General features: G+C 41.5%; 26 protein-coding genes. 8 read left to right on the top strand and 18 right to left on the bottom strand.

All coding sequences use genetic code 11. From position 1 onward, the window contains the following. The first annotated feature begins 41 nt into the window (after positions 1 to 41). Entirely contained in the window at positions 42 to 557 is a 516-nt protein-coding gene (locus DFP80_RS04125) for a DUF2062 domain-containing protein (protein WP_113915556.1), read from the top strand. A gap of 73 nt (positions 558 to 630) precedes the next feature. On the opposite strand, the gene DFP80_RS04120 is transcribed toward DFP80_RS04125, so the two are convergent. The 5 genes from DFP80_RS04120 to dapA form a co-directional block, all read right to left on the bottom strand. Next, entirely contained in the window at positions 631 to 1,317 is a 687-nt protein-coding gene (locus tag DFP80_RS04120) for an ABC transporter ATP-binding protein (protein WP_113915555.1), read from the bottom strand. Then, on the bottom strand, positions 1,310 to 2,554 hold the full coding sequence (locus DFP80_RS04115; protein WP_113915554.1) for a lipoprotein-releasing ABC transporter permease subunit: 1,245 nt from the start codon (positions 2,552 to 2,554) through the stop codon (positions 1,310 to 1,312). The genes DFP80_RS04120 and DFP80_RS04115 overlap by 8 nt, the downstream gene beginning before the upstream one ends. A gap of 81 nt (positions 2,555 to 2,635) precedes the next feature. Continuing rightward, positions 2,636 to 3,352: a phosphoribosylaminoimidazolesuccinocarboxamide synthase gene (purC, locus tag DFP80_RS04110; protein ID WP_113915553.1), complete on the bottom strand. Its 717-nt coding sequence runs from the start codon at positions 3,350 to 3,352 to the stop codon at positions 2,636 to 2,638. Positions 3,353 to 3,393: 41 nt separating this feature from the next. Continuing rightward, entirely contained in the window at positions 3,394 to 4,467 is a 1,074-nt protein-coding gene (locus DFP80_RS04105; protein WP_113915552.1) for a hypothetical protein, read from the bottom strand. Next, on the bottom strand, positions 4,464 to 5,345 hold the full coding sequence (gene dapA / locus DFP80_RS04100; protein WP_113915551.1) for a 4-hydroxy-tetrahydrodipicolinate synthase: 882 nt from the start codon (positions 5,343 to 5,345) through the stop codon (positions 4,464 to 4,466). Before dapA ends, DFP80_RS04105 begins: the two co-directional genes overlap by 4 nt. Before the next feature lie 217 nt (positions 5,346 to 5,562). Here dapA and bcp point away from each other — a divergent pair, with 217 nt between their 5' ends. Next, complete coding sequence (bcp, locus tag DFP80_RS04095; RefSeq protein ID WP_113915550.1) at positions 5,563 to 6,012, top strand: thioredoxin-dependent thiol peroxidase; 450 nt, start codon at positions 5,563 to 5,565, stop codon at positions 6,010 to 6,012. Between the two features lie 49 nt (positions 6,013 to 6,061). Here bcp and DFP80_RS04090 read toward each other — a convergent pair whose 3' ends face one another. Continuing rightward, entirely contained in the window at positions 6,062 to 7,042 is a 981-nt protein-coding gene (locus DFP80_RS04090; protein ID WP_113915549.1) for an aldo/keto reductase, read from the bottom strand. Between the two features lie 107 nt (positions 7,043 to 7,149). Here DFP80_RS04090 and DFP80_RS04085 point away from each other — a divergent pair, with 107 nt between their 5' ends. Further along, positions 7,150 to 8,055: a LysR family transcriptional regulator gene (locus tag DFP80_RS04085; protein ID WP_113915548.1), complete on the top strand. Its 906-nt coding sequence runs from the start codon at positions 7,150 to 7,152 to the stop codon at positions 8,053 to 8,055. A gap of 26 nt (positions 8,056 to 8,081) precedes the next feature. Beyond that, entirely contained in the window at positions 8,082 to 8,966 is an 885-nt protein-coding gene (locus tag DFP80_RS04080) for an AEC family transporter (protein WP_113915547.1), read from the top strand. A gap of 15 nt (positions 8,967 to 8,981) precedes the next feature. Here DFP80_RS04080 and DFP80_RS04075 read toward each other — a convergent pair whose 3' ends face one another. Continuing rightward, positions 8,982 to 9,875 (bottom strand): choline sulfate utilization transcriptional regulator, encoded by an 894-nt coding sequence (locus tag DFP80_RS04075; protein ID WP_113915546.1) that lies wholly within the window; start codon positions 9,873 to 9,875, stop codon positions 8,982 to 8,984. 132 nt (positions 9,876 to 10,007) lie between these two features. Here DFP80_RS04075 and betC point away from each other — a divergent pair, with 132 nt between their 5' ends. Further along, on the top strand, positions 10,008 to 11,528 hold the full coding sequence (gene betC / locus DFP80_RS04070; RefSeq protein ID WP_113915545.1) for a choline-sulfatase: 1,521 nt from the start codon (positions 10,008 to 10,010) through the stop codon (positions 11,526 to 11,528). 39 nt (positions 11,529 to 11,567) lie between these two features. Beyond that, positions 11,568 to 12,509 carry a choline ABC transporter substrate-binding protein gene (choX, locus tag DFP80_RS04065; protein WP_113915544.1) on the top strand — a complete coding sequence of 314 codons (942 nt, stop codon included), beginning with the start codon at positions 11,568 to 11,570 and terminating at the stop codon, positions 12,507 to 12,509. A gap of 86 nt (positions 12,510 to 12,595) precedes the next feature. Here choX and queF read toward each other — a convergent pair whose 3' ends face one another. From queF to DFP80_RS04050, 3 genes are read right to left on the bottom strand one after another with little or no spacing between them, the layout of a single operon-like run. Beyond that, a complete protein-coding gene (gene queF, locus DFP80_RS04060; protein ID WP_113915543.1) occupies positions 12,596 to 13,411 on the bottom strand; it encodes an NADPH-dependent 7-cyano-7-deazaguanine reductase QueF in 816 nt (271 codons plus the stop codon). An 11-nt stretch (positions 13,412 to 13,422) separates the two neighbouring features. Further along, entirely contained in the window at positions 13,423 to 14,196 is a 774-nt protein-coding gene (locus tag DFP80_RS04055) for an ABC transporter permease (RefSeq protein WP_113915542.1), read from the bottom strand. A gap of 4 nt (positions 14,197 to 14,200) precedes the next feature. Further along, positions 14,201 to 15,115 carry an ABC transporter ATP-binding protein gene (locus DFP80_RS04050; RefSeq protein WP_113915541.1) on the bottom strand — a complete coding sequence of 305 codons (915 nt, stop codon included), beginning with the start codon at positions 15,113 to 15,115 and terminating at the stop codon, positions 14,201 to 14,203. Positions 15,116 to 15,176: 61 nt separating this feature from the next. Between DFP80_RS04050 and DFP80_RS04045 the strand changes: the two genes are divergently transcribed. Further along, on the top strand, positions 15,177 to 15,584 hold the full coding sequence (locus DFP80_RS04045; protein WP_113915540.1) for a PA2817 family protein: 408 nt from the start codon (positions 15,177 to 15,179) through the stop codon (positions 15,582 to 15,584). A 46-nt stretch (positions 15,585 to 15,630) separates the two neighbouring features. On the opposite strand, the gene fabF is transcribed toward DFP80_RS04045, so the two are convergent. The 7 genes from fabF to DFP80_RS04010 all read right to left on the bottom strand — a co-directional run bounded on the left by fabF (position 15,631) and on the right by DFP80_RS04010 (position 20,680). After that, complete coding sequence (gene fabF, locus DFP80_RS04040) at positions 15,631 to 16,872, bottom strand: beta-ketoacyl-ACP synthase II (protein ID WP_113915539.1); 1,242 nt, start codon at positions 16,870 to 16,872, stop codon at positions 15,631 to 15,633. A 105-nt stretch (positions 16,873 to 16,977) separates the two neighbouring features. Further along, positions 16,978 to 17,211, bottom strand: a complete 234-nt coding sequence (gene acpP / locus DFP80_RS04035) for an acyl carrier protein (RefSeq protein WP_012069834.1) — start codon at positions 17,209 to 17,211, stop codon at positions 16,978 to 16,980. A gap of 132 nt (positions 17,212 to 17,343) precedes the next feature. After that, positions 17,344 to 18,078, bottom strand: coding sequence for a 3-oxoacyl-ACP reductase FabG (fabG, locus tag DFP80_RS04030; RefSeq protein ID WP_113915538.1), 735 nt, complete (start codon positions 18,076 to 18,078; stop codon positions 17,344 to 17,346). 66 nt (positions 18,079 to 18,144) lie between these two features. Further along, entirely contained in the window at positions 18,145 to 19,068 is a 924-nt protein-coding gene (gene fabD, locus DFP80_RS04025; RefSeq protein ID WP_113915537.1) for an ACP S-malonyltransferase, read from the bottom strand. Positions 19,069 to 19,089: 21 nt separating this feature from the next. Beyond that, complete coding sequence (locus tag DFP80_RS04020) at positions 19,090 to 20,025, bottom strand: fatty acid synthesis protein (RefSeq protein ID WP_113915536.1); 936 nt, start codon at positions 20,023 to 20,025, stop codon at positions 19,090 to 19,092. A gap of 11 nt (positions 20,026 to 20,036) precedes the next feature. Continuing rightward, positions 20,037 to 20,216 (bottom strand): 50S ribosomal protein L32, encoded by a 180-nt coding sequence (rpmF, locus tag DFP80_RS04015; RefSeq protein WP_072839128.1) that lies wholly within the window; start codon positions 20,214 to 20,216, stop codon positions 20,037 to 20,039. 17 nt (positions 20,217 to 20,233) lie between these two features. Continuing rightward, positions 20,234 to 20,680 carry a YceD family protein gene (locus tag DFP80_RS04010; protein WP_241560195.1) on the bottom strand — a complete coding sequence of 149 codons (447 nt, stop codon included), beginning with the start codon at positions 20,678 to 20,680 and terminating at the stop codon, positions 20,234 to 20,236. 212 nt (positions 20,681 to 20,892) lie between these two features. On the opposite strand from DFP80_RS04010, the gene DFP80_RS04005 reads away from it, so the two are divergent. Further along, entirely contained in the window at positions 20,893 to 21,495 is a 603-nt protein-coding gene (locus tag DFP80_RS04005; RefSeq protein ID WP_113915534.1) for a Maf family protein, read from the top strand. A 9-nt stretch (positions 21,496 to 21,504) separates the two neighbouring features. On the opposite strand, the gene DFP80_RS04000 is transcribed toward DFP80_RS04005, so the two are convergent. Continuing rightward, positions 21,505 to 22,428 (bottom strand): patatin-like phospholipase family protein, encoded by a 924-nt coding sequence (locus DFP80_RS04000; protein WP_113915533.1) that lies wholly within the window; start codon positions 22,426 to 22,428, stop codon positions 21,505 to 21,507. Positions 22,429 to 22,432: the final 4 nt, after the last annotated feature.

Genomic DNA, 22,432 nt, shown 5'->3' with positions numbered 1-22,432 from the left:
ACCTCCTTGTCTTAAATTGCTAAATTATTTTTTACCTCATTATGCCGAAGAATTATCTTAAAAAATTCATACCAAATCCAGAAAAGTTAAAGCAGAGCAGAGCTTTAGGCTTATTAGGATCTCAGATATACGAAGCGAACCTATGGCACCTCAACCGCAAGTCTGTAGCTAGAGCTTTCTTTAATGGTTTATTTTGGGCATTCATCCCGATGCCATTTCAAATGCTAGCATCGGCACTCTTTGCCATTCCACTAAAAGCCAATATTCCACTGTCAATTGCGCTTGTATGGATTACTAACCCGTTAACTATGCCATTCGTTTTTTACTTCAACTACAAGGTTGGTATGTTAATTTTAGGATCCCAAAACGAGAAGAACTTTCAACTTTCTGTTGAATGGATCTGGGATAAAATGGAGCATATTTGGATGCCACTTTATGTGGGTTCCGTTGTATCAGGTTTAGTTGTAGGTGCCATTAGCTATGCCACTATTAGTATTTTATGGCGATTTCATGTTATTAAGCGCTGGAAAGAGCGCAAACTAAGAAACACTAAATAAGTCCCTAATAAATATAAAAAAACCAAAACTCTTTTGAGCCTTGGTTTTTTCACAACCTAGAAACTCTGCAACGCTACTTTAACGGCTGCAAAGCTCCTTGTGATAAACGATAAGCAGAATCCATCCAGCCCAGCATTTTTTCATCATGGGTGACAACAAGAAATGCCATATCATACGTGCTTTTAAGCGTATTAATTAGATTTTGGATCTCTAAAGATGTTGTTTCATCCAGGTTACCAGTTGGCTCATCCATTAATACACAAGCCGGTCTATTCGACAGAGCTCGAGCAATGGCCACACGCTGTCGCTCGCCACCCGATAATTGCGATGGCTTATGGTTAAAGCGATCCTTTAGACCAACTTGCGATAACAGCTCTTCTCCGCACTGTTTGGCGGCTTTTTTATCCATGCCAGCAATCCACATTGGCATTAATACATTTTCTAACGCCGTAAATTCAGGTAGCAAATGATGAAATTGGTACACAAATCCCATTTCTTTATTACGCATCTTGGCTCGCTTTGAGTCTTTCATACTTGACCAAGACACCCCTGCTAAACTCACCTCACCAGTCGTAGCTAAATCTAGGCCAGCCAATAAGTTTAACAAGGTTGTTTTACCTGAGCCGGATGAACCAACAATGGCACAAGCCTGTCCTTTATGAAGCGTTAGATCAATCGACTGAAAAACGTCAACAGTTTGTTTACCATCCAGATACTGCTTTGAAAGCTGGTGACACTCTAAAACAACACTATTATTCATAACGCAATGCCTCCGCAGGCTCTACTTTTGACGCCCGCCAAGCAGGGTAAATAGTTGCTGCGACCGTCATAATAAAAGCAGAGATAACAATTAACTCCACATCAGTCCATTGAAGCTCAGAAGGCAAATAGTTAATAAAATAAACATCTGCACTTAAAAACTGTACATTTAATAAGCTCTGTAAGGCCGCAATAATGTCACTCACATTAAGCGCTAAAGTGACACCTAACACCACACCAATGAATGTCCCGAGCATACCAATAAACATACCCTGTACAACAAAAATCCACATCACCTGACTTGATGTTAAACCCATTGTTCTTAAGATGGCGATGTCATTCCGTTTATCGGTAACCACCATAACGAGAGTGGAAACAATGTTAAAAGCAGCCACAGCGACAATTAACAACAGCAGCAATCCAATCATAGTTTTTTCCATTTTTATTGCTTGAAAAAGACTGCCATGAGTGCGAGTCCAATCACTCACTCTGTTTTGTCCAGGTACAGCACGAGCAATATCCCAGATACGAGAAGGAGCCACAAATAAATCATCAAACGAAATTCGCAGCGCTTCTACATCGTCCGGCTTGTAGCGCTTTAATTTAGCAGCGTCTTTGATATTGATATAGGCAAGACTACTATCTAGTTCAGCTCCAACCTCAAAAGTCCCCACTACAGTGAATCGCTTTAGAACAGGTGCAACACCTGCAATCGACACATTGGCTTTGGGCAATATAGCCGTTACTTTATCGCCAATATCGACTCTCAACATTTTCGCTAGCTGAGCACCTAAAACAATTCCAAAACTCGTATCATTGAGCGCATTTAGAGAGCCTGAAGCCATATTGTCGCCAATAATAGAGACCTTTTTTTCCATGTCTGGATTGATTCCATTTAAAATCGCACCATGGACACTTTCGCCGGCTTGGAACATAACTTGTGCTTGAATATGAGGTGCAACACCCACCACATCAGGCATTTTAGCCACCAATTTTGCAGTGTCACGCCAATCACTCAAGACTGGATCACCCCATAAAGTAGCATGAGGGACCATCCCTAAAATTCGTTGACGCAATTCGCGATCAAAACCATTCATTACAGACAAAACGGTAATTAGAACCATTACGCCAAGTGCAAGACCTGCAATAGAAGAAAAGCTAATAAAAGAAATAAAATGATTGGAGCGTTTTGCTCGCGCATAACGCAAACCGATGGCAAAAGGTAGGAAGTTAATCAATGTATGTCCTTGTATGACAAGCTTACATGGTAATAATAGAGGAGCAAGGCCCCTCTATTATGGGCTAAGTTACCAATCCGCTTATGCGTCGAAATCGATACCTATACGACGACCTACATCTTCGTAAGCTTCGATTACGCCACCCAAGCCTTGACGGAAACGATCTTTATCTAATTTTTCTTTGGTTTTGGCATCCCATAAACGGCAGCCATCGGGCGAAAATTCATCGCCCAATAAAACCTCACCCTTATATAGGCCAAATTCCAATTTGTAATCAACTAGAATCATGCCGCCTTCTGCAAAAATCGTTTTTAATACATCATTCACTTTGAACGTAAGCTCTTTTGCTTTAGCTAAGTCCGAGGTATTAGCCCAACCGAAAGACTCAACATGAGATTCGTTGATCATTGGGTCACCTAACGCATCGTTCTTTAAGAACAATTCAAACGTTGGTGGATTAAGAGTTACCCCCTCTTCCACCCCTAGACGTCGACAAAGGCTACCAGCAGCAACGTTTCGAACAACACACTCAACAGGCATCATATCAAGGCACTTAACAAGTGATTCGGTATCACTTAAAAGCTTTTCAAAATGCGTAGGGATACCAGCTTCTTGCAGTTTCGTCATAATAAAAGCATTGAACTTATTATTCACCATACCTTTACGGTCAAGCAGCTCAATTCTTTTACCGTCAAATGCAGAGGTATCATCACGAAATACTAGAACCATTTTGTCAGGATCATCTGTACGAAATACAGATTTTGCCTTACCTGCATATAGCTCTTGTCGTTTTTCCATTGGAGGGTCTCCGATTTTCTTTTATGAGGGGTTAATCTTATTTAATTTACAAAACGTTGTACTAAGTGATATGAAACCACTTCAGGTGACTCCATAGAAGACACATCAATAACCAAAAAGTCACCCGCCTTTTGATGACTTATTTTGTAAGGGTATTCACGCTGCTCCCAACTAACGTCATCTAAGTCTCGACGAATAGTTTTGAGTGATTTAGTCTGTTCTTTATCCACCAATGGTAAAGTTAAATCGATAACATCACCAATACGCGCAACGTCTTCTGGTGGTACCGGTGCCAATAGCTTAGCTTCTCCTGGCATAATATAAATACCTGCCGAGCTTAATTTAGCATCAAGGTTTGCTTGTGACACATTTTCACCAAGATGAATGGCGAAAAGACCGTGATGATCGACCCAAATAGGAAAAGAAGAAGCATCACCGCGGTTAGATAGGTAAGCTGAAGACTGATCCAATTGACGCCCCATCGTTCCCCACAAGCGAACAGCCACAGAATAGGCATCATTATTTTGTACCGGGCTCATCCAGTTACCTGGCTCAGCACCTTCTTGCTCATCACGAAACTGAACGGCAACCAACGTTTTTCCCTCCAATTCAGTAAAGTGAAAAGAAAAAGCGGTTTGTGCAGGGTGTATACGAGTAATATCACTCCATAATGACGCCCACCAGCCTTGCGGATGAAAATCAAATGGCACACTTATAATAAGATCATCTGTTTGTGATGCAATGGAGGTACCATCACCATGAAGTGCCGTTAAAAAGTCCACCACAATACGCTTAGATTGTGTAAGGTTAGCTGGAACAGTTAACGCCATCGCATTGTCTTGTTCTTCAACACCAATAGCAACCATCGGATAGAATACAAACGGAGCTCGAGGCGTAGTATATGGAGTAATCCCCTCTAAATTGGCTATGTTATTTTCATTAGGGATAACCAGAGCATCACTTGATGCGGCCGACCCTGCAGGCATTTCCAAAGCCGAAACAACAGGTTTTTCTTTTTGGTAATCATCAGAGTGATCAGTAAGAAACATACTGCAACCAGATAACAATAACGCCATTGAGCTAGCGCCCATCAAATGTAAGGTAAATTTGTTCATACTAATAAAACTCCAGCTTCAATCATGGCTTGTCGAACAGCCGAATGATAATGCTCAGAAAGAGGGGTTAAAGGCAATCTAATTCCTTCTTCACACAGCCCTAATTGACTACAAGCCCATTTGATAGGGATAGGATTAGATTCTAAAAATAAATTTTTATGCAGAGATGAAATAGTTGTATCAATAGAATGTGCTTGCTCTGCTTTTCCAGCCAGAGCTGATTCAGCAGCTTGTGCAACGGCTTTTGCAGCAACATTAGCAGACACAGAAATATTGCCTTTACCGCCCAAAAGCATCAAAGCAACGGCCGTCGGGTCGTCACCAGAGTAAACAGCAAAAGTATCAGGTAAAGCTTTAATTAAGGCCTCACCACGCTCAAGATCACCTGTCGCATCTTTTATTCCTACAATATTTCTCACTGAGGATAAGCGAACAACCGTTTCATTTTGCATATCACATGCTGTTCTGCCTGGTACATTGTATAGAATTTGAGGAATATCAACCGCCTCAGCGATTGCTTTAAAGTGCTGATACAACCCTTCTTGAGTGGGCTTGTTGTAATAAGGAGTAACAAGTAAACAGGCATCTGCGCCAGCGTCTTTTGCGCTTTTAGTAAGATCAATGGCTTCATGGGTTGCGTTGGCACCCGTGCCGGCAATAACAGGAACTCGACCATTAACAGTACTAACAACCTGACGAATTACATTTGCATGTTCAACAGGTGTCAGAGTGGAAGATTCACCAGTGGTGCCTACGGCTACAATTCCGTGCGTCCCCTCATTAATATGAAACTCTATTAGATCATCTAATTTTTTGGTATCTACAGCGCCATCTGGTGACATAGGAGTGATAAGCGCAACTAAACTACCTGTGATCATTTCGAGTCTCCGATAAAATTATAAGCGCGCCTATAGTAACGTCCAGACTCAGGTTTAACAATAATTGACAGACGTAAAGCCGGAGTAAATTCACAAGAAACAGTATTCAGGAGGATTTTTCATGGAGGTCTTGTTAAGCTATCTTCTGCTATACAAATACTTATAAATAGGCAAACTATTTTTCTATAAATATTTCGTTGAACAGTAGAGATACCTTATGACAATTGAAATCGGACAAACAGCACCGGACTTTAGCGCTAAAGATCAGAACGGCGACACTATTACACTCAGCCAATTTAAAGGCAAAAAAGTCGTCTTATACTTTTACCCAAGGGATAACACGCCTGGCTGTACTGCCCAAGCCTGTGACTTACGAGACAATTACCAAGCATTATTAGATCAGGGTTTTGTTGTTATCGGCATTAGTACTGACACTGAGAAAAAACATCAAAACTTCATTGAAAAGTATGACCTTCCCTTTCCACTTATTGCAGACGTAGAAAAAGAAGTTCACGAGCTTTATAGCACTTGGCAGCTAAAGAAATTCATGGGACGAGAATCAATGGGGACGGTAAGAACAACCTTTATCATTGATGAAAATGGCATTATTTCAGACATCATCAGCAAGGTTAAGACCAAGGTACATGCTGAGCAAATTTTGAAATAAATAATACATAGTGGCGCGACCAATTTCACGCCACTATTCCCTTTGTTATTTAAATACCACCGCGAATATGCTTTTTTACCTTTTCACGGTAGTACTCAGACAGTAATGCATGAAGATCTTTATCCAAGGGCGGCAAAGAGGATGCAGCCGCATTACGCACCACTTGAGAAGAACGGCTAGCACCAGCAATAATACTTGAAACTTGTGGCTGATCGAGAATCCAACGCAAAGATACATCCAGTATATCCTGCCCTTTTGGCAGTTTTTCTTTTAGCTCATCAACCAGCGCCACCCCGGTATTGAAGGGTATGCCATTAAAGGTTTCACCAACATGAAAAGCGTCACCATCCTTGTTATATGATCGATGATCGTGCTCACTAAAAATACGATCACGCTCCATTTTCCCGGACAATAATCCGCTTGCCAATGGTAAGCGAACAATAATACCCACATCATTGTTTTCCGCTAACGGCAATAATGATTCCGTCGCATCTTGGCGAAATACATTAAACAATATTTGCAAGCTAGCCAACTCTGGATGACTACAACAAAACATAGCTTCATCCAGCATTTCAACACTTGCACCAAAGTGCTTAATAACCCCTTCTTTTTGTAGATCTTCCATCCAAGCCAATAAATCACCTGCAAACAGCACCTCGCGAGGAACACAATGCAATTGAGCAAGGTCAATAGACTCAACCCCCAAACGCTGAGCAGAAGCCTGTAAACTCTTTTTAACAGCGGATTTACTATAACCACTAGGATAAAGCTCACTGTGACGACCCACTTTCGTGGCGATAATAGGCGGTTTAGTTAAGGTCTTGCGCCATTGCCCTATCCTTTCTTCACTTAAACCACCACCATAAACATCCGCAGTATCAAAGAATTGAATACCTTCTGCTACTGCTGTTTGTAGTATCGACATTGCTTCCTTATCTTCCACAGGGCCAAAGTCATTACCAAGCTGCCAACAGCCTAAACCAATTTCTGACACTTCAAATCCAGTCTTTCCTAAAGTTCTAGTTTTCATAACGACTCCTATAAATCCATTAACGCTGAATGGCACTACTATACGAGCCTTTAAACTGTTTATAATTATCGTTTTATTGAAATGATTATTTATTAAGGCTTAACAATATGAGCGCTCATTTTCCAGAAGGCATAAAGGAATTTTTAGCCGTAGTTGAAAACCACAGCTTCTCGAAAGCCGCAGAAGAACTAAATATTTCTCGCGCTAGAATGTCTCAAATTATCAGCCGTTTAGAAAAAGAAATGGGCGTTCAACTGCTATATCGATCCACTCGCTCACTTTCTCTGTCTCCTGCGGGAGAAACCTTTTACCAACTCTCACGCCAAGGAGTCGATCAATTAGAGCATGCGATGTTATCTGCACAGAATGCTCATTCAAGCATTAGAGGTCAAATTAGAATCAACTCAGTAGGAGGTCTATTTGGTGAAGAGATTCTGGCACCGCTGTTAATCCAATTTATGAAGGACAATCCCCAGATAGAAATAGAACTGAGCTTTTCAAGCACGAGAGAAAATCTAATCGAATCGCAATACGACCTAGTGGTCAGAATGGGTATGCTGAGTAACTCAAATTTAATTGGCAGAAAGCTGACTAGCTATAGAAACTACCTTGTTGCAAGCCCAGCTTATATCAAGGTGGCTGCTAAACTAAATAGCCCAAAAGACTTGCTAGAACACTCTTTAATTAATGGATCAGTGAAAAAATGGTCTTTCACTCATATTAATGTTGAGGGCAAGTACGAACTCCCCATACATGGAACGCTCAAATGCTCAAATGGACACGTAGTTAAAAGAGCGACTGTCGACGGGATGGGAATCTCTCGGCAACCGGCTTACTATGTGGAAGATGACATTCAATCGGGGCGATTGATAAGGCTACTACCAGACTGGCAATTATCTAATTCTGATGTCACTTTACTGTATCCTCAATCAAGAAACATCAGCCTTAGGGTAAAAGCCTTGGTGCACTATCTTATGGAAGCATTTAGTATGGGAGCCGATAAATTTTCATAGATAACAACGTCTCACAAGGGAACTCTATGCTTTCGGCATTAACTAACTCGCTCGCCCCTATTTTACTACTGATTTGCTTGGGCTTCTTTCTTGGTAAAAAAACAGATTATTTAGAAAGCCCATCGTTAAGCGCTTTAGTCTCAAATCTGGGCCTGCCTGCCTTGTTACTCTATGCTGTCTTATCGATGCAGATGCAAGTGTTCAGCATGCTCAAAATTATCGCTGCGACAGCTCTAGTATTGACCTTGGTAGCGCTGATTTCATTTACTTTTCTGAAAGTAGTCAATCTACCTACTCGTTTTTATCTACCCCCTTTGGTTAACCCTAATACGGGTAATCTTGGCATTCCTGTTGCCTACGCATTATTTGGTACAGAAGGTATGGCTATCGCGGTGGTAATTTCATCTGTCGTGCAGATCAGTCACTTTACCTTAGGCGTTGGTTTTATGTCAGGAACCTACCAGCCTAGGCAGTTACTAAAAAATGGTCCTGTTATTGCCTTAGTCATCGGAGCCCTTTTCTTAAGCTTTGACATTAGCTTACCCACGCCTTTGATGAATACGTTGAATATGCTCAGCAATATAACATTACCTATCATGCTAATGTTACTTGGCAAATCTATTAGCAGCTTATCCGTAAAAGAAAGCAATAAGATCGGCCGTGCTACTTCATTATCGTTATTCCGTCCTTTCGTAGGGGCTATAAGCGCATGCTTAGTAGTAAAACTCTTTCCTCTTAGCCCGCTAGAAAGCTCTGTATTAATAGTTCTTAGCACCATGCCTGTTGCCGTTATTAGCTATATGCTAGCAAGCAAATTTAAGGGGCCAGTTGATGAAATTGCACTTATGATTCTTATTTCTATACCTACATCACTTTGTACTATCGGCTTGCTATGGTGGCTGTATTTATAGGCTTTACAGCAAAAGCTAAGATTTTAACCAGTTCAGAAAAGTAGTAACTGGTGCCGTTGGAGTTTGTTGTTTTGACAGAACAATATAATAACCATTGTCAGATTGTACCGTAAAATTCGGTAGCGCAATCAAGACACCACTTTTTATAAAGTCATCCACTAAGGGCGACCACCCAAGACCAATGCCCTGACCGGAAATGGCAGCCTGTACCAACAATGTATAGTTATCAAACTCCATTACAGACTCTGATGGCTGCCACTGGGAACCATTAAGCTGAAATAACAACTCCCAATCCATCCATTTCTGCCCCATATCAGCATTCAGTTTCAACAACGGCGCTTTGACTAAATTCATCAAATTTGTAAAACCAGAAAGCTCCTCCAGTAATTTTGGACTACACACAGGATAGACCACCTCTGGCAATAGTTTTTCTGTCAAATAGCCTTGATATACCCCCTCACCAAATAATATCGCCACATCAGCTTCGGTAGAAGCCAAATCCACTTCAGATTGAGATGTTTGAATACGAATATCAATGTCTTTATGTAGACGACGAAACTCTGGTAAGCGAGGCATCAGCCAAAAAGCGGCAAAAGCAAAATCCGTCGCAACAGTAATACGCTGAGATTTTGGTTTTTGTTTTATCTTTTGCATCACATCTCGCAAGTCTTGCAAACTCGACTGCGTCGTTTTTAACAAAATATGTCCTGCATTGGTCAAGACCACACCACGATAAATGCGTTCAAATAATAGCGTACCAAGCGCAGCCTCTAAAGCCCTTATCTGCTGACTTACCGCAGGTTGCGTCGTCCCCAACTCTCGTGCTGCCGCAGTAAAACTCAATAGCCTTGCTGATGCTTCAAAAACAACAAGTGTTTGCAGTGGTGGTAACTCCGAGCTCATTAACATAAGTTCAACTTATCCCATACATAAGAATTTAGTCAGTTTACAGCATCTTTTACATAGCGCAATCTAAGAGAAGAAAGGTGATTTCTACTCACCCAATCTCATTTTTTAATCAATTATCCATTAGGAAAAATCATGTCAAAAAAGCAACCTAATATTCTTTTTATTATGGCTGACCAGCTGGCTGCGTCTGCTCTTCCTATTTATGGCCATGCAATTGTAAAGACCCCCCACCTGAGTAAACTTGCAGAAGAAGGCGTTGTCTTTGATTCTGCTTATTGCAATAGTCCACTTTGCGCACCTTCTAGATACGTTCTTATGACGGGCCAGTTGCCAAGTAAAATCGGCGCCTATGATAACGCAGCCGACCTTTCAGCTGACATACCGACCTTCGCTCATTATCTTCGCGCGCAGAACTACAAGACGGCACTATCCGGTAAAATGCACTTTTGTGGACCAGATCAATTACATGGTTTCGAAGAACGTCTCACTACAGATATATACCCTGCAGATTATGGCTGGTTCCCAAACTGGGACGATCTTAAAACTCGCCCTACTTGGTATCATAATATGTCTTCTGTTACTCAAGCTGGCCCTTGTGTACGTAGCAATCAATTAGACTTTGATGACGAAGTGGTTTTTCATGCACAGCGCTATCTGTATGATTATGTGCGACGTGAACAAGATAGACCCTTCTGCTTAACTGTTTCTATGACACACCCACACGACCCTTATGCGATACCGCAAGAGTATTGGGATAGATATACCCATGACGAAATTGACATGCCAAGAATTTCAATTAATAAGGAGGATCAAGACCCACACTCTGCTCGCCTACAAGACGTCTATGCCTACTACGATCAGGAGTTAAGCGAAGAGCAAATCCGCAATGCTCGTCGCGCCTATTACGGTGCAATCAGCTATGTAGATGATAAAATAGGTTTACTCTTAAAAGCCTTAGAGGAAACCGGATTGGCCGACGATACTATTATTGTTTTCTCTGGTGATCATGGCGATATGCTAGGTGAAAGAAACCTTTGGTACAAAATGTCTTTCTTTGAAGGGTCTGCTCGCGTTCCAATGATAGTTCATGCTCCTAAGCGTTTTTCAGCCAAGCGTGTTAAAGAGTCCATTTCCACTATGGATCTATTGCCAACTTTTCTTGAAATGGTAACCAATAAGACAGAAACGTCTTTTGCTATGCCGATTCAGGGCAAAAGCCTAATGCCTCATATTACAGGGCAGCCAGGAGGACATGATGAAGTGATTGGCGAGTATTTCGGCGAAGGTGCTATCGCCCCCTTATTTATGATACGTAGAGCCCAGTACAAATATGTCTATTGCCATATAGATCCAGAGCAATTATTTGATCTTGAGAATGACCCCGATGAATTGGTAAATCTTGCGAACAACCCAGACTACGCTGATTTATTGCACGCATTTAAAAAGGAGGCTCTTGAACGCTGGGACTCTACAAAGCTTACTCAAGATGCACTTATTAGCCAGCGTCGTCGTCGCTTGATAGTAAAAGCTATGAACAAAGGCAAAAAAACCACCTGGGATCATCAACCAATCTTTGAAAGCAGTGAAATGTATATGAGAAATCACATCGATCTTGACGATTTAGAAAGCCGATCACGCTTTCCAAAAGTATAATCAACACACAAGAAAAGCATCACAAATAGGAGCACGAAAATGAAAGCACTTTCTTTTAGCGCGGGATTAAAAACCCTTAGTTTAGCGAGTCTACTTATTGGAAGTAGTGTCGCCCTATCTGCTGAATCTGAGCAATGTAAAAAAATCACCTTCAGCGATCCAGGCTGGACTGATATAGGCGCAACAAATGGCGTGGCGACAACACTACTAAAAGCAATGGGGTACGAAACACAAGTTTACCTTCTTGGCGTTCCAGTAGGTTTTGAGAGTTTGAAGAATGGTGAGATTGATGTATTTATGGGTAATTGGATGCCAGCTCAATCCGCCTTTATAGATAAATACAAAGACAATATTGATGTTATTCGAACCAATCTAGAAGGCGTAAAGTTCACTCTAGCCGTGCCCAAATATGTTTTTGACGCTGGCGTTAAAGATTTTTCCGATCTAGCTAAATTCAGCACAGACTTTCGCCAGCGAATCTACGGCATTGACGCTGGAGCACCAGCAAACCAAAAACTTCAAAACATGATCGATACTAATGACTTTGGCCTCAAAGACTGGAAAGTTGTCGAATCTGGTGAACAAGCCATGCTGTCACAAGTGGCAAGAACTGTTAAACGCGATAATTTCATCGTATTTCTTGCCTGGGAACCTCACCCAATGAACGTCAATTTCGATTTAAAATACTTAACCGGAGGCGATAAATATTTTGGCCCTAATTATGGTGGTGCCACAATTAGGACGCTAACTCGTCAAGGCTATGCAAAAGAATGTCCGAATGTGGGTAAACTACTGAGCAACCTAGAGTTTGGTCTTAAAATGGAAAATGAAATAATTGCTTCCAGTAAAAAACCAGAACAAGCAGCAGCAAGCTGGATTAAAGCTCACCCAGAAGTATTAGATAAATGGCTACAAGGTGTAAAGACTTACGATGGGGAACCAGCACTACCAAGTGTCAAAAAACAACTTAGCTTAATGTAGCGCCAGTTTGAACAATAAAAAACCGCACAATTTAACATTATGCGGTTTTTTTATTTCAGTGCTTCCAATGTGATAAATACCAAACTTTACTGTCGGGTTAGACGATCGTTCCCCAACACCAATGGCGCAGTTGAACGATAAGGGTTAATATCCAATCCGCCACGTCTCACATAGCGTGCATAGACAGTCAAACTCTCCGGCTTACATTGACGCATAATATCAATGAAAATCCGTTCAACGCATTGCTCATGAAAATCAGTATGCTCACGGAATGAAATCACATACTTCAACAAGCTTTCGTGGTGAATCTTAGGGCCCTTATAATCGATAAAAACCGAACCCCAGTCTGGCTGATTGGTCACAGGACAATTTGATTTTAAAAGATGGCTCACCAATCGCTCTTCCACCACCCCCATTAATTCGCCCGTCTCTAACAAATCTGCATTAGGGTGGTATTCCGAGACATCGACATCCAAATCATCAATGCAATAATCAGGCGTTAGCACAACCAAAGACGCCATTGAATCTACATCGCGAATAATAACCGTCACGTCAGCACCAGCGGCACTTGAAAGATCTTTTTCAAGTATGACTTGCACTTCCTCAGCCGAGCCATAACGCATTTGATTTAATGAATTTAAATACAATTTAAAAGATTTTGACTCAATGATATTGGGTGAATCACAAGGCAAACGAAATTCAGCCAAAGCAACGATTGGCTTTCCTTTCAAATTTAACCATGACAATTCGTAGGCATTCCAAACATCTTCACCAAAAAACGGCAGACGTTCAGACTCGATAGCCATTTCAGTCCATTTATCAACTCTTGCAATGGGGTAAAGCAACCCTGCATCGTACTCAGAAACATATTCTGTTTGCTGACCTAAGGGTAAAAAGCCCATATCTCACTACCTCAACTTCTAATGCCTTTGCCCTGATTGAGCAAACGTAGACCAAATCCAAACAACACAACAATAAATACACAAACAATAACCAGTGCCCAATATACGTTGATATCAGAAACTCCCAGAATTCCGTAACGAAACGCGTTAACCATATAGAGCACAGGGTTTAATAACGAAACGGATTGCCAGAAATCTGGCAACAAATCGATAGAATAAAACACACCACCTAGATAGGTGAGCGGCGTTAAAATAAAAGTTGGAACAATGGATACGTCATCAAAACTTCTAGCGTATATTGCATTAACAAAACCGCCAAGAGAGAACATAATGGCCGTCAAACACATCACCAAAATCGTTAGAAATAAGCTTTCTAATGCCAAATGAGTAAAAAACAGCGAGAGTACGGTAACAATCAAGCCAACACACAAACCACGCGCCACACCGCCAAGCGTATAACCCATTAAAATCACCCAGTTTGGAGTAGGCGAAACCAACAGCTCTTGCACACTATGCTGAAACTTTGCAGAGAAGAAAGACGATGAAACATTCGAATAGGAGTTAGTGATAACAGACATCATGATTAATCCCGGCACAATGTATTGCATATAACTAAAACCACCCATTTCACCAATTCGATCGCCAATTAGATTACCGAAAATTGCAAAATACAGTGTCATTGTAATAGCTGGTGGCAATAAGGTTTGTGGCCAAATGCGAGTAAATCGACGAATTTCTCTTACTAAAATTGTATAAAACGCGACCCAAATTTCCGAATTTTTCATCTATTTAGCCTTTAATTAATTTAACGAAGAGCTCTTCGAGTCGATTAGACTTGTTACGCATACTGACCACATTGACTGAGATTTCATCAAGCGCTTTAAAAATGGCATTAATAGATTGCCCTTTAATCACTTCCACTTCGATCGTACTTGCATCTTTACTGATTGACACACTAAAGCCAGGTAAAGCCCAGTTATTAGGCAGACTAGTATCTAAATCTAAGATAAAGGTTTCTTGATTTAACGTTTTCAATAATGCTTTCACACTGGTATTTTCAACAATCTCACCCGCACTAATAATGGCAATATTGCGACACAACTGCTCGGCCTCTTCCAAATAATGCGTGGTCAAAATAATGGTTGTGCCCTGCTCATTAAGTTTTTTAATGAACTCCCACATAGAGCGACGAAGTTCAATATCGACACCAGCGGTTGGCTCATCCAAAATCAGCACTTCAGGCTCATGAATCAGAGCTCTCGCTATCATTAGACGGCGCTTCATACCACCAGATAACATACGTGATTGATCGTTTCTTTTATCCCAGAGGTCGAGTTGCTTTAAATACTTTTCCGCACGCTCTTCGGCAACAGAAAGACTAATTCCATAAAAACCCGCTTGAGTAACCACCACATTAAAGACAGTCTCAAAAACGTTAAAGTTGAACTCTTGAGGGACGACACCAAGATATTTTTTAGCCTTAGCGAAATCCTTATCAATATCTGTACCAAAAATTGAAACATGGCCCGCTGTTTTATTGACTAACGAGCATAAAATACCAATTGTTGTAGACTTACCCGCTCCATTTGGGCCAAGTAACGCAAAGAAATCTCCTTTTTCAACCTTTAAATCGATACCCTTTAACGCTTCAAAGCCACTATCATAACGTTTTTTAAGGTCACTAATTTCGATTGCATATGTCATAATTGAAGTTCTCGTACGGCAGTTGCCGACTAATTAGTTACTTACTTGAATAGGGTTTTACGTGGAATCACGCACACAATATATACTTGACGCTTTTTCCGATTTACGTCAGCGAATCGCAGAACACGCACCTTTTAATCAGCCAGAGTTGGCAGAAGAAGAATTAGACTTCTTAGAAAAGTGGGACAACCTGACAAATAAAATTCAGGAAAATACCCATGATTACACTTTTGATGCCCAAGAAGTATTATCACGCTTCATACGATGCTACGCAAATCTAGTCCCTCTAATAAAGAGAGAGCTATTATGGTTTGTTGGTGGAGAGTGCCTGCACTTTCTAGGTGATGAGGAAATTGCTCTTTATCAGCAGCTGGAAGACCATTTATATGAACTAGATAACCAGAATAAAAGCTACGATATATCAAAAGAAATCAGTGCATTGCGCGGCACACCAACTCAAGTACATTAATAAAACTAACTAATATGGACGGATGGTTGTCCGTCCATATTAGTATTTAAGATATCTTCTTAAATACTAATGTTCCGTTCGTACCACCAAAACCAAAAGAGTTATTTAAGACAACGTCAATTTTACGCTTTTGTGGCGTCACAGGAACATAATTCAAATCACACCCCTCGCCAGCTTCATCTAAATTAATCGTTGGTGGAGCAACCTGATCTCGAATCGCAAGTATCGAAAAAATTGACTCAACCGCACCAGAAGCACCAAGTAAGTGCCCAATCATCGACTTAGTCGAACTAATAGCAACATCTGATGCATCTTCACCCATAAGCGATTTTACTGCTTGAGTCTCTGCCAAGTCGCCTGCTGGTGTTGATGTGCCATGAGCGTTAATATAATCAATATCTAAAGGCGTAAGATGAGCATCTTTCAAAGCCGCCCTCATGGCTGACGCGGCACCTTCGCCACTTTCTGGTGGAGCCGTCATATGATAGGCATCATCACTCATACCAAAACCTGCAAGTTCTGCATAAATCTTTGCGCCACGAGCGACCGCATGCTCATATTCTTCTAATATCAAAATACCAGAGCCATCCCCCATAACAAAGCCATCACGGTCTTTATCCCATGGACGACTGGCTGTTTTGTGATCATCATTACGAGTAGATAACGCTCTAGCCGCTCCAAAACCACCTATCCCCAACGGCGTAATCGCCATTTCAGCACCGCCAGCGATCATTACATCAGCATCCCCATAAGCAATCATTCGCCCAGCCATACCAATATTATGCGTACCAGTAGTACAGGCAGTAACAATCGAAATATTGGGACCTTTAAAACCAAAACGAATCGCAACATGACCTGAAATCATATTAATAATCGCGCCTGGAACAAAAAAAGGAGAAATACGTTTTGGACCTGATTCATTCAATAGCTCTAGGTTTTTTTCAATCATTGGCAAACCACCAATTCCTGAACCTATTGCACAACCAACACGAGTTAAATCGGCTGTGTCAGCATTAAGATTAGCATCATCTAACGCTTGCACAGCAGCAGCGATACCATATTGAATGAAAAGATCCATTTTGCGTGCTTCTTTGACGCTCATATATTGAGTAGCGTCAAAGCCATTTACTTGCGCAGCAAAACGGGTGGAAAACTGGCTAGCGTCAAAAGAAGTGATCTCCGATACACCACTTTTGCCTTCCAGGATATTATCCCACGTATCTTTCACATTATTGCCAAGGGGTGTCACCATTCCCATTCCTGTGACTACAACCCGACGACGAGACATAAGATTTCTCCAGCAATTCGCTCTTATTTCTTTAAAAGCTATTAATAAGAAAAGCCGCTGTAACGAATACAAGCGGCTTTTCGGAAAACTCAGTTCACCAATATCTTACAAGTTAGCGTTGATATAGTCGTTCGCTGCTTGTACGGTAGTGATTTTTTCAGCTTCTTCATCAGGAATTTCAGTATCAAATTCCTCTTCAAGAGCCATTACTAGCTCAACTGTATCTAGGGAATCTGCACCTAGGTCATCAACAAAAGATGCTGAAGCAACAACATCTTCCTCTTTAACGCCTAGTTGTTCACAAACGATTTTCTTAACGCGTTCTTCAATGCTACTCATTAGAAGTTCCTACTCTACTCATTAACAGCTCAGTGTGAGCATATTATAAAAATTCGATCACCGAAAAGGTGTGATTCTCGACATGAACCGGAGACGTATTTTCGTTGAATTAAATATAAAATTCAACTCAAATTACGACATATACATACCGCCATTGACATGTAATGTCTCACCGGTGATATAAGCAGCGCCATTTGACGCCAAAAATGCAACAGCTGCCGCAATTTCTTCTGGTTGACCAAGGCGTGATGAAGGTACTTTTTCGACCAATTTGGCCTTGTGCTCTTCAGGCAACACTTTAGTCATATCTGTTTCAATGAATCCTGGAGCAACACAATTTACAGTGATACCACGAGACGCAATCTCTGCTGCTAAAGAGCGACTAAAACCTTCTAGCCCGGCCTTTGCTGCAGAATAGTTTGTTTGTCCGCCATTACCCATAGAGCCAACAACAGAGCTAATACTAATGACACGACCAAATTTTGCTTTAGTCATGCCACGTAAGCAAGCTTTTGTAACACGAAAAACAGACGTTAAGTTGGTATTAACAACTTGATCCCACTCATCTTCCTTCATTCGCATCATCAAATTATCACGAGTGATGCCAGCATTATTAATAAGAACTGTTGGGGCTCCGAATTCTGCCGTAATTTCCTTAATTACAGCATCGACAGATTCACTTGACGATACATCAAGCACCCAACCTTTGCCATTAGCACCCAAGTATTCACTAATACTTTGCGCACCAGACTCACTCGTTGCCGTACCAATAACAGTCGCACCTTGCTCAATAAGAGCAAGAGCAATCGCTTTACCTATGCCACGAGTAGCTCCGGTTACTAAAGCAATTTTTCCTTCAAGGCTCATGCTTATCTCCAATAATCTATTTTAAAAAGTGTATATCAAGCTGCTTATATTGAATAAATAACAAAATTAAACAGACAAGGCCGATTCAAATCCAGACAAATCTCCGATAGAAGAAGACGCCATACCTTTGACGATTCGCTTATTAAGCCCACTTAAAACCTTACCTGGACCACACTCTATCGTTGATGTTACACCTAACTCAGAAAGCAACATAACAGATTGAGTCCACAAAACTGGCTCACTTAACTGGGATACCAAGTTCGCTTTAATCACAGAAGGGTCCGAAACCGCTTGGGCAGTAACATTTTGCACCAAAGTACAAGAAGGCGAGTTAAATACAATGGTTTCCAGTTTTTCAGCCAGTTTAGCGCCAGCTGGAATCATAAGCTCACAATGCGATGGAACACTGACCGGCAAAGGTAAAGCACGCTTAGCACCCGCTTCTTTTGCATTCAGCATCGCAGCTTCTACCGCTGCCACATGACCCGCAATAACAACTTGGCCAGGCGAATTAAAATTAACCGCACTCACAACGCCTGAAACCGCTTCACAAGCAGCAACTACTTTATCATCATCGAGACCGATAATAGCTGCCATTGCCCCCTCACCTGCAGGAACTGCTTGCTGCATATATTCACCACGCAACTTAACAAGCTCTACCGCATCGGCAAAAGCAATCACACCAGCACAAACTAAAGCAGAGTACTCACCAAGACTATGACCTGTGACATACGCCGGCTTATCACCACCCTGCTGCTCCCAAAGGCGCCATAAAGCAACACTAGCGGTTAACAAAGCTGGCTGAGTTTTGTCAGTTTGACTTAATCTCTCAGCATCATTTTGCACAAGATCCCATAAGTCATAACCAAGAACATCAGATGCTTCGGTAAATGTTTGCTCTATTATATCGTGCTTCTCCGCCAAATCTGCCAACATCCCTAACTGCTGAGAACCCTGACCCGGAAAAACAAAAGCTAATTTAGTGCTCATTTAATCTCCTAGCTATAAAGCCTAACTACAAAGACGCGCTTCAATCGCAGAATATAAATCTGCTCGCGCAATATCAACTCCATACTCAATCGCACCGATCATAGCAGACAAATCCGAACGACCATGACCCTTTACCAAATTGCCACGAACGCCGACTAAACAAGCCCCATGCCTACGCTCAGTTTGGTAAAAAGTCTCAAACAAGGATGATGCCTCGTCCATCCCTTTAAATTTATTCATCATAAAAGACAAAAGCCCTTCCGATGCTTTTAATACAGCATTCCCCACCATGCCATCGCACACAATGACATTTTTATCACCATCAAATAACTCGGTACCTTCAGCGTAGCCAAAATAATCAGGCCACTCATTCGCAGCTAGAAGCCGATCTGTTTCTCGAATAACCGCACTTCCCTTCGAGCTTTCTACACCAACATTGAGTAATCCAACCCTTGGCTCTTCGTCACTTAACGCCTCTATATAAGCAGCCCCTAATTCGGCAAAGCCTACCAGCATTGATGGCGGACAATGAACGTTAGCCCCTAAATCTACCAAGCAACGCAATGGATTAGAGTATAGCTCTCTAATTAATGCAGGATACAACTTAGGACGCAACACGCCCAATATATGACGCGCTAGTGCAACCATAGCGCCAGTATTACCTAAAGTCACAACAACATCTGACGACCGTTGAGCCAATGAATTCAAAGATTGATAAAGCGTACTGTTTCGACGACGAAACAAAGACAACACTATCTCTTCATCTCCATCGATAACATCAGAGCAAGCAATCAGAGATAAACGTTCATGGGGCGCAGGAAGTACCAGACCGGAGTTGGGGGAATAATAAATGGTAATGACGACATCTTGATGGCGAGAAAGAATCTCCACTGCTCCGTCAAAAGCAATGCGGGGACCTAAGTCCCCGCCCATAGCATCTAAAGCTACCCTGATCATGGGTATCTTAGTTACTCACCTTTAGGGGTGATAACTTGACGACCACGGTAAAAACCATCTGCAGAAATGTGGTGACGACGATGAAGTTCACCCGTTGTCTTTTCTACAGAAAGCGTTGGACCTGTCAAAGCATCGTGTGAACGGCGCTGGCCGCGACGTGAACGAGTTACTTTACTTTTTTGTACTGCCATTTTTGGAGCTCCTAACTTTACTTGGCCTTTAATTGGGCCAATATACTAAATGGATTCGGTTTTTCGTCATCCGGTGCGTCATCGGTAGACGAGGCATACTTTACAGCTGTTGGGTTGCAACCACTTTCTTCGTGATAGGCGACGATTGGAAGGGCAAGTATAATTTCTTGCTCAACCATATCTGCCAAAATTACTTCACCATCGGTCATGACAACAGGATCGTAATTGTTCGGTAGATTCTTTGCATGATCTTCGTCATAAACGAACCCAAGCGACAAATCTAACGCCAGATCATGTGAAACAGCTCCCATACAACGTTGACAAACAACCTGTACTTGAGCCTTCACTGAACCAGTAGCAATATAGCGCCTATCCTCATCAACTCTAAAGTCTAGATGAATAAAAGCATTACCCTCATCAGAGGCTAATATAGCACAAAGCTCCTTAAATTGATTAAGAGGCATGTACCCTTCAAGCGCTTGCTCATGGCTAGCGTATTTTCGGGGGTCAAAATATTTAGGTAACGTATCATTCAACATGGCGGTGGATAATATGGCTAAGGGCCCTTTTTGTCAAAGTCTAACTGCTCTTAAAGCACTTTTTTTCACTTTTTTAAGTCATTCGACGCAAAAAAAAGTAAAATCTTCTTTCAACCCAATAAAATGATAAAAATACAATGTTAAAAACACTTATTCTAGGCTCATCATCTCCTTACCGAAAAGCACTCTTAGAACGCCTAAAAATCCCTTTTGAATGCCATTCACCCAATATTGATGAAACACCACTCCCTCAAGAGTCTGCTGTCGATTTGGTTAAACGCCTTAGTATAGCCAAAGCTCATGCAGTTGGTCTTGAACGCCAGAAGAGCAACCAAGAATCCGATGGGATAATTATAACCTCCGATCAAGTTGCTGTACTCAACGACAAAATTTTAGGCAAGCCTCATACGGAAGAAAACGCCATAAAACAGCTCGCCAGCTTTAGTGGAAAAAAAGTGAGCTTTTTAACTGGCCTTTGCGTATTTAGCCAAAAAGAACAGACTTATCAGTACACATTGAACGAATACCACGTTCATTTTCGACAACTCACAATAAAAGAAATCACTAAGTATGTTTCAATCGAGCAGCCTCTTGATTGCGCTGGAAGCTTTAAATGTGAAGGGTTAGGGATTTGCCTTTTTGAAAAAATGGAAGGCAATGACCCTAATAGCCTAATCGGCTTACCACTTATATCTCTATCTCATTTGCTGAGAAAAATAGGAGTCAGCCCTATAGACTAAAAACTATAATTAATAACCTTTCGGAAAAGAAAAATAATTTGATTTTGGCGACTCAAGACCATCAATCGCTTTTAAAGCGGTTTCATAACCAAACTGAACCAACTCTTTGGCTCGCCAGAACTCGTAGAATCCAGAAATATCCTTAGGTATAGAAATAAGTAAATCCGGTGGATATCCAGCTAACTTATATTGAGTCAATGATTCTTGCATCGTCTCGAACATCATATTAATTGTTTGCAAACGGCCCCAGCTTTCTGGAGAATATTTGGCCTTATCATCCACCCCATCTTCTTTATTTTTTCCAAAAAAACCTTTTGTGCTCATCCACCAAGCAGGCCCTTCCTCTTCCCCCTCAGAAACTTCATTTATAACTTGTTCAGCGGGTCCATTGAGATCCACTGCGACAATATAATCCGCACCAGCAGGCACCGAAGGAATAATTGGCAAAGGATTCAACACTCCGCCATCTACATACATTTGACCGTTAAGAGTCACAGGCAATATCAAAGAAGGTATCGCAGAAGATGCACGCATCGCATTTATCAAATCACCACGCTGAAACCAAAATTCCTTCTGATTCAACAAATCAACTGCTACGGATGTGTAAGCAATAGGCAAAGACTCAATGGCTGGCTGCCCTATTAAATCTTGAATTTTTTCGAAAAAACGATCACCTTTCACGTAACCGCCGTTCAATATGGACATATCCAATAATCGAACAACATTCATTCGATCTAAAGACTCTGCCCATTCACGATATTCCGACAATTTACCCGCTGCATAAACACCGCCAACAATAGCCCCGATCGAGCATCCAGAAATACTGACGATATCATATCCACGCTCTTCAAAAGCTTGAATTACACCAATATGTGCGTTACCACGCGCCGCACCACTACCTAAAACCAGAGCAACTGTTTTTTTCGTATTCACCGTT

Source organism: Marinomonas rhizomae, from assembly GCF_003315485.1.
In the GTDB taxonomy this organism is placed as follows: domain Bacteria; phylum Pseudomonadota; class Gammaproteobacteria; order Pseudomonadales; family Marinomonadaceae; genus Marinomonas; species Marinomonas rhizomae.
Note: the sequence above shows the minus strand (reverse complement) of the source record. Positions and strands in the feature narration are given on the sequence as shown.